The organism is Solimonas sp. SE-A11, assembly GCF_030345715.1.
Taxonomy (GTDB): domain Bacteria; phylum Pseudomonadota; class Gammaproteobacteria; order Nevskiales; family Nevskiaceae; genus Solimonas_A.
Genome location: NZ_JAUASX010000001.1, coordinates 637,092 through 650,410, shown reverse-complemented (window position 1 = coordinate 650,410; position 13,319 = coordinate 637,092). Strand labels below are relative to the sequence as shown.

Annotated in this window: 13 protein-coding genes; 1 reads left to right on the top strand and 12 read right to left on the bottom strand. The window is 67.9% G+C overall.

Annotated elements, in window-relative coordinates; genetic code table 11:
• Positions 1 to 25: 25 nt before the first annotated feature.
• Positions 26 to 2,146 carry a PQQ-dependent dehydrogenase, methanol/ethanol family gene (locus tag QT386_RS03170; RefSeq protein ID WP_289272286.1) on the top strand — a complete coding sequence of 707 codons (2,121 nt, stop codon included), beginning with the start codon at positions 26 to 28 and terminating at the stop codon, positions 2,144 to 2,146.
• Positions 2,147 to 2,247: 101 nt separating this feature from the next.
• Here the strand turns inward: QT386_RS03170 and QT386_RS03165 are convergent, their stop codons facing one another.
• The 12 genes from QT386_RS03165 to QT386_RS03110 form a co-directional block, all read right to left on the bottom strand.
• A complete protein-coding gene (locus tag QT386_RS03165; RefSeq protein WP_289272285.1) occupies positions 2,248 to 2,556 on the bottom strand; it encodes a hypothetical protein in 309 nt (102 codons plus the stop codon).
• A gap of 106 nt (positions 2,557 to 2,662) precedes the next feature.
• A complete protein-coding gene (locus tag QT386_RS03160; protein ID WP_289272284.1) occupies positions 2,663 to 2,968 on the bottom strand; it encodes a hypothetical protein in 306 nt (101 codons plus the stop codon).
• Positions 2,969 to 3,050: 82 nt separating this feature from the next.
• Positions 3,051 to 4,301, bottom strand: coding sequence for an Hsp70 family protein (locus QT386_RS03155; protein WP_289272283.1), 1,251 nt, complete (start codon positions 4,299 to 4,301; stop codon positions 3,051 to 3,053).
• Positions 4,302 to 4,346: 45 nt separating this feature from the next.
• Complete coding sequence (locus QT386_RS03150; RefSeq protein WP_289272282.1) at positions 4,347 to 4,985, bottom strand: hypothetical protein; 639 nt, start codon at positions 4,983 to 4,985, stop codon at positions 4,347 to 4,349.
• A gap of 54 nt (positions 4,986 to 5,039) precedes the next feature.
• Positions 5,040 to 6,053 carry an NADP-dependent oxidoreductase gene (locus QT386_RS03145; protein WP_289272281.1) on the bottom strand — a complete coding sequence of 338 codons (1,014 nt, stop codon included), beginning with the start codon at positions 6,051 to 6,053 and terminating at the stop codon, positions 5,040 to 5,042.
• Positions 6,054 to 6,064: 11 nt separating this feature from the next.
• Entirely contained in the window at positions 6,065 to 6,943 is an 879-nt protein-coding gene (locus tag QT386_RS03140; RefSeq protein WP_289272280.1) for an alpha/beta fold hydrolase, read from the bottom strand.
• Position 6,944: 1 nt separating this feature from the next.
• Positions 6,945 to 8,021: a DUF2855 family protein gene (locus tag QT386_RS03135; RefSeq protein WP_289272279.1), complete on the bottom strand. Its 1,077-nt coding sequence runs from the start codon at positions 8,019 to 8,021 to the stop codon at positions 6,945 to 6,947.
• A 106-nt stretch (positions 8,022 to 8,127) separates the two neighbouring features.
• A complete protein-coding gene (locus QT386_RS03130) occupies positions 8,128 to 9,378 on the bottom strand; it encodes an acyl-CoA dehydrogenase (RefSeq protein WP_289272278.1) in 1,251 nt (416 codons plus the stop codon).
• Positions 9,379 to 9,521: 143 nt separating this feature from the next.
• A complete protein-coding gene (locus tag QT386_RS03125) occupies positions 9,522 to 10,601 on the bottom strand; it encodes a phosphotransferase (RefSeq protein WP_367401380.1) in 1,080 nt (359 codons plus the stop codon).
• Positions 10,598 to 11,581: an NADPH:quinone oxidoreductase family protein gene (locus QT386_RS03120; protein WP_289272276.1), complete on the bottom strand. Its 984-nt coding sequence runs from the start codon at positions 11,579 to 11,581 to the stop codon at positions 10,598 to 10,600. The genes QT386_RS03125 and QT386_RS03120 overlap by 4 nt, the downstream gene beginning before the upstream one ends.
• Before the next feature lie 133 nt (positions 11,582 to 11,714).
• Positions 11,715 to 12,545 (bottom strand): SDR family NAD(P)-dependent oxidoreductase, encoded by an 831-nt coding sequence (locus QT386_RS03115; RefSeq protein WP_289272275.1) that lies wholly within the window; start codon positions 12,543 to 12,545, stop codon positions 11,715 to 11,717.
• Positions 12,542 to 13,312 (bottom strand): SDR family oxidoreductase, encoded by a 771-nt coding sequence (locus QT386_RS03110; protein WP_289272274.1) that lies wholly within the window; start codon positions 13,310 to 13,312, stop codon positions 12,542 to 12,544. The genes QT386_RS03115 and QT386_RS03110 overlap by 4 nt, the downstream gene beginning before the upstream one ends.
• Positions 13,313 to 13,319: the final 7 nt, after the last annotated feature.

Here is a 13,319-nt window from a genome sequence, read left to right as displayed (position 1 = left end):
CTCTCGGCAACGGGGGAGAATGAAAATGAGAATTACCAGCCCGATCACGGCGCTGTGCACGGCGGCGTCAGTCGCTTTCCTTTTCCTGCTGGCCCCGGGCCCGCTGGCGGCGGCGCCGGTGGACGGCGCGCGCATCCAGGCGGCGGACCGCGAGCCGGGCAACTGGATGTCGCACGGCCGCAGCTACGACGAGCAGCGCTACAGCCCCCTGGCGAAGATCGACCAGGCCAACGTCGGCCAACTCGGCCTGGCCTGGACCTACAAGCTGGACGTGGATCGTGGCGTGGAGGCCACGCCGATCGTGGTGGACGGCGTCATGTTCACCACCGGCGCCTATTCCATCGTGTATGCGCTGGATGCCCGCAGCGGCAAGCTGCTGTGGAAGTACGACCCCAAGGTGCCACGCGAGTGGGCCGGCAACGGCTGTTGCGACGTGGTCAACCGCGGCGTGGCGGCCTGGAAGGGCAAGGTCTACGTCGGCAGCTTCGACGGCCGGCTGATCGCGCTGGACGCCAAGACCGGCAAGCCGGCCTGGACCACCGACACGGTGATCGACCGCAACCGCAGCTACACCATCACCGGCGCGCCGCGCGTGGTGAAGGACAAGGTGATCATCGGCAACGGCGGCGCCGAGATGGGCGTGCGCGGCTATGTCTCGGCCTACGACGCGGCCAGCGGCAAGCTGCTGTGGCGCTTCTTCACGGTGCCGGGCGACCCCAGGCAGCCGCCCGAGAACAAGGCCATGGAGATGGCGCAGAAGACCTGGGCCGGCGACGCCTACGTGCAGCAGGGTGGCGGCGGCACGGTGTGGGACTCGATGGCCTATGACCCGGAACTGGACCTGCTCTACATCGGCACCGGCAACGGCTCGATGTGGAACCGCAAGGTGCGCAGCCCCGGCGGCGGCGACAACCTGTTCCTGTCCTCGATCATCGCGCTGAAGCCGGACAGCGGCGAGTACGTCTGGCACTACCAGACCACGCCGGGCGACACCTGGGACTATACCGCGACGCAGCACATCATCCTGGCGGACCTGCGCATCAAGGGCGAGCTGCGCAAGGTGCTGATGCAGGCGCCGAAGAACGCGTTCTTCTACGTGATCGACCGCAAGACCGGCGAGCTGATCTCGGCGGAGAAGTTCGCGCCGTCCAACTGGGCCAGCCACGTAGACATGAAGACCGGCCGGCCGGTGGAGAACCCGGAGGCGGACTGGACCAAGGAAGCGCGGCTGATCTTCCCCTCGCCCTTCGGCGCGCACAACTGGCAGCCGATGTCCTTCAACCCGAAGACCGGCCTGGTCTATATCCCGATGCAGGAGACGCTGATCCTGCTGGCGCCGGACAACAACGCCAAGTACGTGCGCAAGGGCATCTTCAACGTCGGCCTGCAGCCCTTCGACATCCCCGAGGACCCCAAGGGCATGCAGCAGGTGGCCGACGCCCACAAGGGCCATCTGCTGGCCTGGGACCCGGTGGCTCAGAAGGCCGCCTGGGACCAGCCGCACGTGACAATCTGGAACGGCGGCACGCTGAGCACCGCCGGCAACCTGGTGTTCCAGGGCAGCGCCGACGGCCGTGCCGTGGCCTATGCCGCGGACACCGGCAAGAAGCTCTGGGAGGCGCCCGCCAATACCGGGGTGATGGCCGGGCCGGTGACCTACACGGTGGACGGCGAGCAGTATGTGACCTTCATGGCTGGCTGGGGCGGCGCCTTCGCGCTGGGTGGGGCGATGGCCAACGTCGCCAAGGTGCGCCCGGAAGCGCGTGTGCTGACCTACAAGCTGGGCGGCAAGGCGAAGATGCCGGCACCGACCCGCGTGCTGGCCACGCTGCCCAAGCCGCCGCCGGTCACGGCCACGGCTGAACAGCTGGCCCTGGGCCGCGCGCTGTACAACGGCTACTGCTCGGTCTGCCATGGCTTCAACGCGATCAGCGGCGGCGTGCTGCCGGACCTGCGCTACCTGACGCCGGAAAAGCACCAGATCTTCGCCGGCATCCTGGCGGGCGCCTACGCGCGGAAGGGCATGCCGGTGTTCGCCGACCTGCTGCCGCCGGATTACCAGGCGGTGCTGCAGCAGTACATCATCAAGCGCGCCCACGACCTGGAACAGGAGCTGGCGGCGCAGCAGAAGGACGCGAAGAAGTAGCGGAGCCTGGTGGGGCGCCCCTCATCCGGCGCTAGGCGCCACCTTCTCCCCGCTTGCGGGGAGAAGGAGGCGGGCTTCCGCGCTGGGAATTCTGGAGGCTCCTAAAGCAGCCCCGCCGCACGCACGGCCGCCATCAGGGTCGGCACGGCTTCGGCATAGCTGACCACCACGCCGCCGGCGGTGACGCCAGCCACCCGGTAGGCGCCGGTGAAGCGGCGCGTGACGCGCAGGACCTCGGAGTCGTTGTCGGCATGGACCACCAGGGCCTGCGGCGGACCGTCCACCAGGCTCCAGCGATGCCAGAACGGGCGGAACATGGCCGGCAGGCGCGTAGACACCAGGTCGAAGACGCGCTGGAACTCCAGGCGCTCGACATAACTGAAGTGTTGCGGTGTGTCCCCGATCCCCATCGAAGTCCCCGGTCGGTCCCCACCGACGCGCTTCGATCATACGCTGCGCCCCCCCCCCAACGGGACGCAAACTGAGCTTCATTTCACGAATAAACCGGGGAATCGTTCAGAGCAGTCCGGCGGCCTTGAAGGCGTCGGTGATGCTGCGGGCGGCGACGGCATAGATCACCGAGCCCTGCCCGGTCACGCCGGCGGCACGGTAGCCGCCGGAATTGAGCCGGGTCACGCGCAGCACCTGGGTGCCGTCCTCGGCATGGACGATGAATTCGGGGGGAATCCCGGAGGTTTCCTCCCACCGGTGCCAGAAGGAGCGGAACATGCCCGGCAGGCGCGCGGCCGCGCGCTCGAACGAGCGCTGGAATTCCTCGCGCTCGCCGTAGCTGAACCCCAGACCCTCGCGTGCCCCCGCCATAGACCGGCCTTTCCGCTTGCCGATGCCTCATGACGCCCAGATTTACGCGAAATCCAGCCCCTTTAGGGGCGGCCGGTATGTTTTATCCATAGAGCCGGCGGGCATGCACGCCCAGCCCACGCGCCACGCTGGCGAAGGGATCGCCGATCACCTGCTCGCTCGCAGGGAACGCCGTGGCGACGGCATCGCGCAGCAGGCGAATGCCGGTGGAGCCGCCGGTGATGTAGACGGTGTCGATCTGCTCCGCCGTCAGCCCGGCGCTGCGCACCGTTTCCAGGGCGGTGGCGACGATGCGCGCCAGCGCGTCGTCGATGGCAAAGGACAGGGTGAGCTGGTTGAGCGTGGTCATCAGGCCGTTCTCGACGAAGGCGAGATCGATCTTGTGGCGGCCGCCGTCGGCAATGGCCACCTTGGCGTCTTCCACCAGGCCGGCCAGGCGGTGGCCTTCGCGGTCGCGCAGCACCTTCATCAGGCGGTCATGGAAGGTCGGCGCCTTGTAGAAGGGACGCAGGGTCAGGGCCTCCGACAGGGCCTTGGGCGTGTAGAGGAAGTTGATGCGGTGCCAGGTGGCCAGTTCGAAGTAGATGTGCGAGGGCACCGGCTTGCCCTCGCGCCCCGTGCTGTTCAGGCCCAGGCAGGGCATCACCGAGACCAGGCTCAGCTGCTGATCGAAGTCCGTGCCGGCGACGTGCACGCCACCACTGGCCAGCACGTCGGCTGTGCGGTCCAGGCGGCCGGCGCGCTCGGGCCCGAGCCGCACCACGGAGAAGTCCGAGGTACCGCCGCCGATGTCCACCACCAGTGCCAGGGTCTCGCGGGACAGGCCGGTCTCGTAGTCGAAGGCGGCCGCGATGGGCTCGTACTGGAAGTTCACCTCGCTGAAACCCGCCTCCAGGGCGATCTCGCGCAGCGAGGTCTCGGCCGCGGCGTCGCGCACCGGGTCGTCGTCCACGAAATGCACCGGGCGGCCCAGCACCACGCGCTCCAGGGGCGCGCCTGCCTGTACCTCGGCACGCTGCTTCAGGTGGGCAATGAAGCCGCCGATGATCTCGCGATAGGCCACCGCCTTGCCGTTGACCAGCGTGGTCTCGCCCAGCAGCTCGCTGCCGAGCAGGCTCTTGAGCGAGCGCAGCAGGCGGCCGCTGTAGCCGGCCTGGTATTCGGCGATGGCCTGGCGGCCGAACACCGTGCTGCGCTCGTCGGCGTTGTAGAACACCGCGCTGGGCAGCGTGACGCGGTCCTGCTCCAGCGGCACCAGGCCGAGCGAGCCCTGCCCGCCCAGGCAGACGGCGGAGTTGGAGGTACCGAAGTCGATGCCGGCGTAGGGCTTCATGGGGGTGGCCGGAAAAGGGGGCGCGATTCTACCCGCGTTCGATGGTCAGTTGGTGTCCTGCGGCGACCCGCCGTCCAGGGGCCGGCCGGCGACCTCGGCCACAGGCGCTTCCGGCGCCTTGCCGGAGACGCGCGAGGATTGCGCCATCTTCAGCACGTCGATGGTGGCGGCCTTGGCCAGCGAGGGGCTGTCGATACGCTTGTTGACCTGGCGCACGATCTGCTCGCGCACCAGCGGCTCCAGCAGCTGGGCGCGGTGCAGCAGCCCACCCGGCAGGTTGCGGCCGTCGAGCCGCAGGCGCACCTGCTCGGGCACGACCGGGCGCGGCACCAGCTTGAGGATCAGTGGCTCGTAGGTCTCGACGTCGAGGTCGACGTTGATCAGCACGTCGATGTCGACGTCGGCGCGGATGTTGAGGATGCGCAGTTCCAGCAGCATGTCGCCGAACAGTTCCAGCCGGAAGCCGACCTTGGGCAGCAGCTCCAGCCGCGGCTCCACCTGCACGTCGCGCACGCGGAAGGAATAGGAGCCCACGATCAGGTCGGCCGGCATGCGCTTGAGCGAGCCGTCGATGGTCTCCTGCAGCAGGCCTTCGATCTCCTGGCTCAGGCGGCCGGCATTGACCACCTGCCGGATGAAGTTGTGGCCGAACTCGGCGTAGGAAATGGGCTTGAGATCACTCATGGCCCTACTTTAACCCGTCATGCCGGCGAAAGCCGGCATGACGGGGGAGCAGGATCAGGCTTCCGCGATCTTCAGCACCAGCTTACCGGTGTTGTCGCCGCGGAACAGCTTGAGCAGCGTCTCGGGGAACACCTGGATGCCGCCCTCGGTGATGTCCTCGCGCGTCTTGAGCTTGCCGGCGGCGAGCCAGCCGGCCATTTCGCGGCCGGCGATGGCGTAGCGGTCGGCGTAGTCGAACACCACCATGCCCTTCATGCTGGCGCGGTTGACCAGCAGCGACAGGTAGTTGCTCGGGCCCGTGACCGGCGTGGTGTTGTTGTACTGCGAGATGGCGCCGCAGATGACGATGCGCGCGCCGCGCGTGATCTGCGTCAGCGCGGCATCGAGGATCTCGCCGCCGACGTTGTCGAAGTAGACGTCGATGCCCTTGGGGCAGTGCTGCTTGAGGCCCTTCTTCACGTCCTCGTTCTTGTAGTCGATGCAGGCGTCGAAGCCCAGTTCCTCGACCACGTACTTGCACTTGTCAGCGCCGCCGGCGATGCCAACCACGCGGCAGCCCTTGACCTTGGCGATCTGGCCCACCACGCCGCCCACGGCACCGGCGGCACCGGACACCACCACGGTCTCGCCGGCCTTGGCCTCGCCCACTTCCAGCAGGCCGAAGTAGGCCGTCATGCCGGGCATGCCCAGCGTGCCGAGCCACACCGGCAGCGGAGCCAGCTTGGGGTCCACCTTGGTGACGGCGCGGCCATCGGACAGCGCGTATTCCTGCACGCCGAAGGTGCTGACCACGTGCTCGCCCACGGCGAACTTGGGATGCTTGGAGGCGATCACGCGGCCGACGGCACCGGCGCGCATCACTTCGCCGATGCCCACCGGCGGCACGTAGGACTTGCCGTCGTTCATCCAGCCGCGCATGGCCGGGTCCAGCGACAGGTACAGCAGCTTGACCAGGAACTGGCCCTCGGCCGGCTCGGGCACGGGCTCTTCGGTGCGCTGCCAGACGTTCTCCTGCGGCAGGCCCACCGGGCGGGCGGCGAGGCGGATCTGGTGATTGATGGCGGTCATGGGGTTCTCCTTCAGGCGTTGAGGGTGGCCAGCGCCAGTTCGGCGTAGCGCTGTGGTTGTTCGAGATCGGGGAAATGGCCGCAGTCGGCGAAGCGCTCGACGCGGGCCTGCGGCAGCAGCTCCTGCAATGAATCGGGCGAGGTGCGGAGGTGGCTGCGGTCGCGCTCGCCCCAGACCAGCAGCGTCGGCGTCTTCACGCCGTCCAGCTCGCCGTCCCGGGCCTGCGACAGGCCCTGCACGACACCGGCCAGGCAGAAGCAGCCGCCATGCGTCAGCGAGTGATCCGCGGGCGCCAGGAATTCATCGAAGCGCGAGCGGTCCGGCAGGGCGATGCCATACCACACGCTGGCGAAGCGGCGGCGCGAGGCACGCATCAGCAACTGCCCTACCACCGGCACCTGCAGCGGCTTGGGCACGTTCTTCTGCGTCCAGGCGCGCATGGCCGGCATCGACGGGGTCTGGCACAGCAACAGGCGGCGGATGCGATGCGGCGCGGCCTTGGCGGCGGCGATGGCGTAGAGGCCGTTGGCGCAGGAGAAATGCAGCGCGGCCTCGCGGATGTCCAGCTCGTCCATCACCGCCAGCACGGCGCCAGCACCGTCCTGCAGGCGATGGCCGTAGGCCAGCGCGGGCTTCGAATGGCCGAAGCCCGGCAGGTCGAAGCAGACCACGCGCGCATAGGGGCGCAGCCGCTCGATCACCGCGGCGTGGTGCTCGATGACATTGGGGCCATCCGGCACCATCAGCACCACCGGGCCCTTGCCGCCGGTGTCGAACACGCGCAGGCGGCCGATGCGGGTGTCGACCAGGCGCGTGCCGGCCGGCCAGCCGGAGGTGTCCGGCGCGGAAAGCGAGCGGTTGATCAGGCTGTCGAGAGTGGCGGCGAGCATTTCAGGCCTCCAGGATGTGACCCGCTTGCGGCGCGGCACGGCCTTCCAGCACTTTGCGCCAGGCGGCTTCCCACTGCGCCGGGCTGCTGTGCTGCACGCGCAGCCAGCGGCGCAGCGGCGGCAGGAACTCGGCCCAGGCGAGAGCGAAGCGCTGGTCGATGCCGCCGGGGCCCCAGTCCTGCGTGCGCTTCTTGATCTGGCCCGGCGCGAAGAAGAACTGCGGCTTGGCGCCCGGCAATGCATGCTGGGTCTGGCGCTCTTCCCAGTGCGTGGCGCCGACGATGCAGCTGTGCTTCAGCGCGTCCTTGAAATGGTGATGCACGCGCGACAGTAGGCCGCCGTCGCCGGACATGTCGACGTAGACGCTGGCCATGTCCGCCGGCAGGGATTCCAGTGCGTCATAGCCGATCACGCGGTCGTAGTGGCCGAGCTGCTCGCAGAACGCGCGGTTGCGCGCCGAGGTCAGGCCGATCACCTCGCAGGACTGCGGGCGGTTCAGCGACAGGCGCTGCGCCACGCCCAATGCGGTCTTGCTGGAGGCGCTGGCGATGACCACCGAGCGGCCGCCGAAGAGACCGTTGTCGGCGAGGAAGTCCTCGATCAGGAAGGACGTGATGTAGAGCGGCGACAGCAGGGCCTGCTCGTCCTCCTGCCCCGTGTCATGCGCCGGATCCCTGGAGACGCGGCGATAGAGCTGGTAGGCGGCGGGCAGCGCGCGGCGATGCGGCATGGCGTCCATGAAGGAGGTCTCGCCGATGCGACCCGGCTGCACCAGCAGGTGCGAGGACATGGGCAGATAGCCGTAGACCCGCTCGCCCTCGGCGATGCCCTCGCAGCGCGAGCGCTCCACGCGGGCGAAGCCCCAGACCGGAATGCGCCCCCAGCCCTCGGCCGCCGGGAAGAACTGCCAGTACTGCATGGCGTCACCGAACACGCCGTAGGTGACGTTGTTGGCGGTGAGCGCGAAGCGCTCGATGCGCAGCAGCACCTGGCCGTCCTGCAGTTCCTGCAGCATGGACTCGGCGAGGCGGCACTGGCGCAGATCCTTTCGGGCCACTTCGAAGTCGAATGCGTTCATGGTTCGCTCCTTGAGGGTTGCGCCGCGTCCTTGCAGTCAGGCCCGGGAATCCCCTCGTACTGGGCGGGTCGCAGTACGAGCGGATTCCCGCCACAAGGCTTTACGCCTACTTCTTCGCCCGCGAGGAGGTGTAGGCCGCCATCGCGTCCTTGGGCACGTAGCGCCCCAGTTCCATCTTGCCGATAGCGTTGCGGTGCACCTCGTCCGGGCCGTCGGCCAGGCGCAGGGTGCGGGCCTGGGCGTAGGCGTAGGACAGGCCGAAATCGTCGCTGACGCCGCCGGCGCCGTGGACCTGGATGGCCCAGTCGATCACCTGGCAGGCCATCAGCGGCGCCGCTACCTTGATCATGGCGATCTCCTTGGCGGCGATCTTGTTGCCCACGGTGTCCATCATGTACGCGGCCTTCAGCGTCAGCAGGCGCGCGGAGTCGATCTGGATGCGGGCCTCGGCGATGCGCTCCAGGGTCACGGTCTGCGCCGCCACCGGCTTGCCGAAGGCGGTGCGCGTCAGCGCACGCTGGCACATCTTCTCCAGCGCGCGCTCGGCCAGGCCGATCAGGCGCATGCAGTGGTGGATGCGGCCCGGGCCGAGGCGGCCCTGGGCGATCTCGAAGCCACGGCCCTCGCCCAGCAGCATGTTGGAGGCCGGCACGCGCACGTTCTCGAACAGGATCTCGGCGTGGCCGTGCGGGGCGTCGTCGTAGCCGAACACCGGCAGGTGGCGCAGGATCTTGACGCCTGGGGTGTCGCGCGGCACCAGGATCATCGACTGCTGGCTGTGGCGGCTCGGGTTGTCCGGGTCAGTCTTGCCCATGAAGATGAAGATCTTGCAGCGCGGATCGTTGGCGCCGGAGGTCCACCACTTGCGGCCGTTGATGACGTACTCGTCGCCGTCACGCACGATGGAGCTGGCGATGTTGGTGGCGTCCGAGGAGGCCACGCCCGGCTCGGTCATGGCGAAGGCGGAGCGGATTTCGCCGCGCAGCAGCGGCTCCAGCCACTGCTTCTTGTGCTCCTCGCTGCCGTAGCGCTCCAGCACTTCCATGTTGCCGGTGTCGGGGGCGGAGCAGTTGAACACTTCCGGCGCCCAGATCACGCGGCCCATGATCTCGCAGAGCGGCGCGTACTCCAGGTTGGTGAGGCCGGCACCCCGCGAGGATTCGGGCAGGAACAGGTTCCACAGCCCGGCTTCCTTGGCCTTGGCCTTCATCTCCTCGATGATCGCGGTGGGCTGCCAGCGGTCGCCCTCGGCGACCTGCTCCAGGAACTTCTTCTCATTGGGATAGATGTACTGGTCCATGAAGGCGTTGAGGCGGGCCTGCAGGTCCTTCACTTTTTGCGAGTATTCGAAATCCATCTGGGTATCTCCTCGTCGTCTGGTCTCCTCTCTCCCGTTGACGGGAGAGAGGTCGGGAGAGAGGGCTCTGTAATACTTGCGGGAATTACAGAAACCCTCTCCCCTTCCCCTCTCCCGCACGCGGGCGAGGGGTGCTGTCGTGCTTACTTCCGCTTCTGTATCTGCTGCACCTTCTGCCAGGCCATCTCGGCCAGCGGACGGGCGGCGGCGCCCATCGCGGCGGCCTGCTTGCTGGCGGCGGTGCCGTCCTTCACGCGGCCGGCGATGCCCTGCAGGATCGCGCCGAGGCGGAACAGGTTGTAGGCGATATAGAAGTCCCAGTCGTTCTGCGGGATCGGGCCGCGGCCGATGCGCTCGCAGTAGGCGGCGACGTGCTCGGCCTCGCTCGGGATGCCCAGCTCGGCCAGCTTGTAGCCGGCCAGGCCGCGGAACACGCCCTTGGGGATGTGCCAGGTCATGCAGTGGTAGGAGAAGTCGGCCAGGGGATGGCCCAGCGTGGACAGCTCCCAGTCGAGCACGGCCAGCACGCGTGGCTCGGTGGGGTGGAAGATCATGTTGTCCAGGCGGTAGTCGCCGTGGACCACGCTGGTCTCGTCACCGGCCGGGATGTTGGCCGGCAGCCATTCTATCAACTGGTCGAAGGCCTCGATCTTCTCGGTCTCGGAGGCGCGGTACTGCTTGCTCCAGCGGTCGATCTGGCGCGCAAAGTAGTTGCCAGGCTTGCCGTAGTCGCCCAGGCCCACGGCCTGGTAGTCCACCTTGTGCAGGGCGGCCATCACGCGGTTCATCTCCTGGAAGATGGCGCGGCGCTGCTCGGGCGTGGAGTCCGGCAAGGACGGGTCCCACATGATGCGGCCTTCCACGCAGTCCATGACGTAGAACGGCGTGCCGATGATGTTGTCGTCCTCGCAGAGGACGTAGGTCTTGGCCACCGGCACGTCGGTGCTGGCCAGGGCGCTGATGACCTTGTACTCGCGGTCCACGGCATGGGCCGAGGCCAGCAGCTTGCCGGGTGGCTTGCGGCGCAGCACGTACTTCCTGTTCGGCGTGATCAGCTTGTAGGTGGGGTTGGACTGCCCGCCCTTGAACTGCTCTACCGTCAGTGGGCCTGCGAAGCCCTCGACGTTCTTCGCCAGGTAGCTCTCGAGGGCGGCGGCGTCGAACTGGTGCTTTTCCTGTACCGGCATGGTACCGGTGAAATCCTTCTGGTCCGACACGCTCAGATCTCCTGCGGGGTGACAACGATCTTGCCGGACACGCGACGGTCCATCAGCAGGCGGATGGCCTCGGCGCCGCGCGACAGCGGATAGGTGCCGGCGATGTGCGGCTTGAGCTTGCCTTCCTTGAGCCAACCGATCAGCACGCGCAGATCGGCGAGGTTGTTCATCGGCTCGCGTTTGGCGTAGTCGCCCCAGAACACGCCGACGATGTCGCAGCCCTTGAGCAGGGCGAGGTTGATGGGGATCTTGGGAATCTCGCCATTGGCGAAGCCGATCACCAGCAGGCGTCCGCGCCAGGCGGTGCTGCGTAGCGCCACCTCGGTGTAGGGGCCGCCGACCGGGTCGTAGGTGACGTCTACGCCCTTGCCCCCGGTGATCGCCTTGAGGCGCTCCTTGAGGTCTTCCTTGCTGTAGTCGATCAGCTCATCGGCGCCGTGTTCCTTGCACACCGCCAGCTTCTCGGCGCTGGAGGCGGCGGCGATGACGCGCGCGCCCAGCACCTTGCCGATCTCGATGGCCGCCAGGCCGACGCCGCCGGAAGCACCCAGCACCAGCAGGGTCTCGCCGGCCTTGAGCTTCGCGCGGTCCTTGAGGGCGTGGTACGAGGTGGCGTAGGTCATCACGAAGGACGACGCGGTGACGAAGTCCAGCCCTTCAGGCATCGGCAGCACGGCGCGGGCGTCGGCCACAACCAGTTGGGCGAAGGCGCCCCAGCCGGTGAAGCAGATGACCTTGTCGCCCGGCTTGACGTGCTTGACCTTGGCGCCGACCGACTCGATCACGCCGGCGCACTCGCCGCCCGGCGAGAACGGGAACTCGGGCTTGAATTGGTACTTGCCCTGCACGATCAGGGTGTCTGGGAAATTGACGCCGGCGGCATGCACGCGCACCACGGCGTCATTGTCGCCCGGCGTCGGATCGGGACGGTCTTCCAGCACCAGCGCCTCGGGCGGCGCCCATTGATTGCAGATCAGGGCTTTCATTCTTTTATTCCTCCAGTGGGGTGCCGTTCGTGCTGAGCCTGTCGAAGCGTGATCGGCTGGTGACTGCGGGTGCGTTGCGCCCGTTCACCCTTCGGCGGGCTCAGGGCGAACGGTGGATGGTCCAGGGTGCTGCTCACGGCATCGGATTCCGCGGCTGGCCGCCGTCGACGATGTCGCGCAGGCGCATCTCCACGGCCGGCTTGATGGCCGGGTGAGTCAGAATATAAAAGCGGTTTTCCTTCACCGCATCGATCGTGATGCGCGCCACGTCGGCGGCGCTGATCTTGCCCTTCTTCACCGCCTGGCGGACGCGCTCCTCGTAGGCCGCGGCCTCGGGATTGGCGTCGGCCAGTTCACCCGGGCGGTTGCGTGCGGCATCCGCGATGCCGGTGTTGACGTAGGCCGGGCACAGCACGGAGACGCCGATCTGCGCGCTCGCCGCCTGCAGTTCGTGGTGCAGGCACTCCGACATCACCACCACGCCGTGCTTGCTGACGCAGTAGACGCTGGAGGCCGGAACGGCCAGCAGGCCGGCGACCGAGGCGGTGTTGACGATGTGGCACTCGTCGCCCTGCTTGAGCATGCGCGGCACGAAGTTGCGGATGCCGTGGACCACGCCCATCAGGTTGACGCCCAGCACCCACTCCCAGTCCTGCTCGGTGGTGGTCCAGGTGGGGCCGGCCACGGCGACGCCGGCGTTGTTGAACAGCAGTTGCGCACTGCCGTACTCGGCGTAGGTGCGATCGGCGAGCTGCTGCACCTGCCAGCCCTGCGAGACGTCGCAGCGCTGCAGCAGGGCGGCGGTGCCGGCGGGCAGCAGGTCGCGGGTGGCTTCCAGGCCCTTTTCGTCCACGTCGGCAAGGGACAGGCGCATGCCTTCCTGGGCGCAGAGCAGCGCCAGTTCGCGGCCGAAGCCGCTGCCCGCGCCGGTGATGACGGCGACCTTGCCGGCGAGCGTCTTCATGCGACGAGGTAACCGCCGTCGACGTTGAGCGCGACGCCGGTGGTGTAGCTGGCGGCGGGCGACACCAGGTACAGCACGGCGCCGGCCATCTCGTCGGGCTGCGCCACGCGATTCATCGGCACGTGCTCCAGCACTTTGGTGACGATCTGCTTGTTCTGCACCAGGGTGGCGGCGAACTTGGTGTCGGTGAAGCCCGGCAGCAGGGCGTTGACGCGCACCTTCTGCGGGGCGCATTCACGGGCGAAGGCCTGGGTCATGGAGATGACCGCGGCCTTGGTGATGGAGTAGATGCCCTGCGCCGGGCCGGGGATGACACCGTTGACCGAGGCGACGTTGACGATGCTGCCGCCGCCATTCTTCGCCATCAGCTTCACGCCCTTGGAGGACATGAAGAAGTAGCCGCGGATGTTGACGTCCAGGGTCTTCTGGAAGGCGCCGAGGTCGGTGTCCTGGATCGGGCCGAAGTAGGGATTGGCGGCGGCGTTGTTGATGAGGATGTCGAGGCGGCCGTGCTGCTGCTCGATCTGCGCGAAGATCGCGTCGATCTGCGCCATCTCGCCGATGTGGCAGGCGATGGCCTCGGCGCTGCCGCCGGCGGCGCGGATCTCGCCGACCACGCGCTCGCAGTCCGGCAGCTTGCGGCTGGAGATGATCACGTGCGCGCCGGCACCCGCCAGGGTCTTGGCGATGCTCTCGCCGATGCCGCGGCTGGCGCCGGTGACCAGGGCGATCTTGCCCTTGAGGCTGAACAGTTCGGTGGGATTCATGCGGGTG

Excerpts from the sequence above, each read along its gene's own strand:
- QT386_RS03155 (WP_289272283.1), bottom strand. The coding sequence starts at position 4,301 with ATGAAGCCCTACGCCGGCATCGACTTCGGTACCTCCAACTCCGCCGTC.
- QT386_RS03135 (WP_289272279.1), bottom strand. The coding sequence starts at position 8,021 with ATGAACGCATTCGACTTCGAAGTGGCCCGAAAGGATCTGCGCCAGTGC.
- QT386_RS03145 (WP_289272281.1), bottom strand. The coding sequence starts at position 6,053 with ATGACCGCCATCAATCACCAGATCCGCCTCGCCGCCCGCCCGGTGGGC.
- QT386_RS03165 (WP_289272285.1), bottom strand. The coding sequence starts at position 2,556 with ATGGGGATCGGGGACACACCGCAACACTTCAGTTATGTCGAGCGCCTG.
- QT386_RS03115 (WP_289272275.1), bottom strand. The coding sequence starts at position 12,545 with ATGAAGACGCTCGCCGGCAAGGTCGCCGTCATCACCGGCGCGGGCAGC.
- QT386_RS03150 (WP_289272282.1), bottom strand. The coding sequence starts at position 4,985 with ATGAGTGATCTCAAGCCCATTTCCTACGCCGAGTTCGGCCACAACTTC.
- QT386_RS03130 (WP_289272278.1), bottom strand. The coding sequence starts at position 9,378 with ATGGATTTCGAATACTCGCAAAAAGTGAAGGACCTGCAGGCCCGCCTC.
- QT386_RS03160 (WP_289272284.1), bottom strand. The coding sequence starts at position 2,968 with ATGGCGGGGGCACGCGAGGGTCTGGGGTTCAGCTACGGCGAGCGCGAG.
- QT386_RS03110 (WP_289272274.1), bottom strand. The coding sequence starts at position 13,312 with ATGAATCCCACCGAACTGTTCAGCCTCAAGGGCAAGATCGCCCTGGTC.
- QT386_RS03140 (WP_289272280.1), bottom strand. The coding sequence starts at position 6,943 with ATGCTCGCCGCCACTCTCGACAGCCTGATCAACCGCTCGCTTTCCGCG.
- QT386_RS03120 (WP_289272276.1), bottom strand. The coding sequence starts at position 11,581 with ATGAAAGCCCTGATCTGCAATCAATGGGCGCCGCCCGAGGCGCTGGTG.
- QT386_RS03170 (WP_289272286.1), top strand. The coding sequence starts at position 26 with ATGAGAATTACCAGCCCGATCACGGCGCTGTGCACGGCGGCGTCAGTC.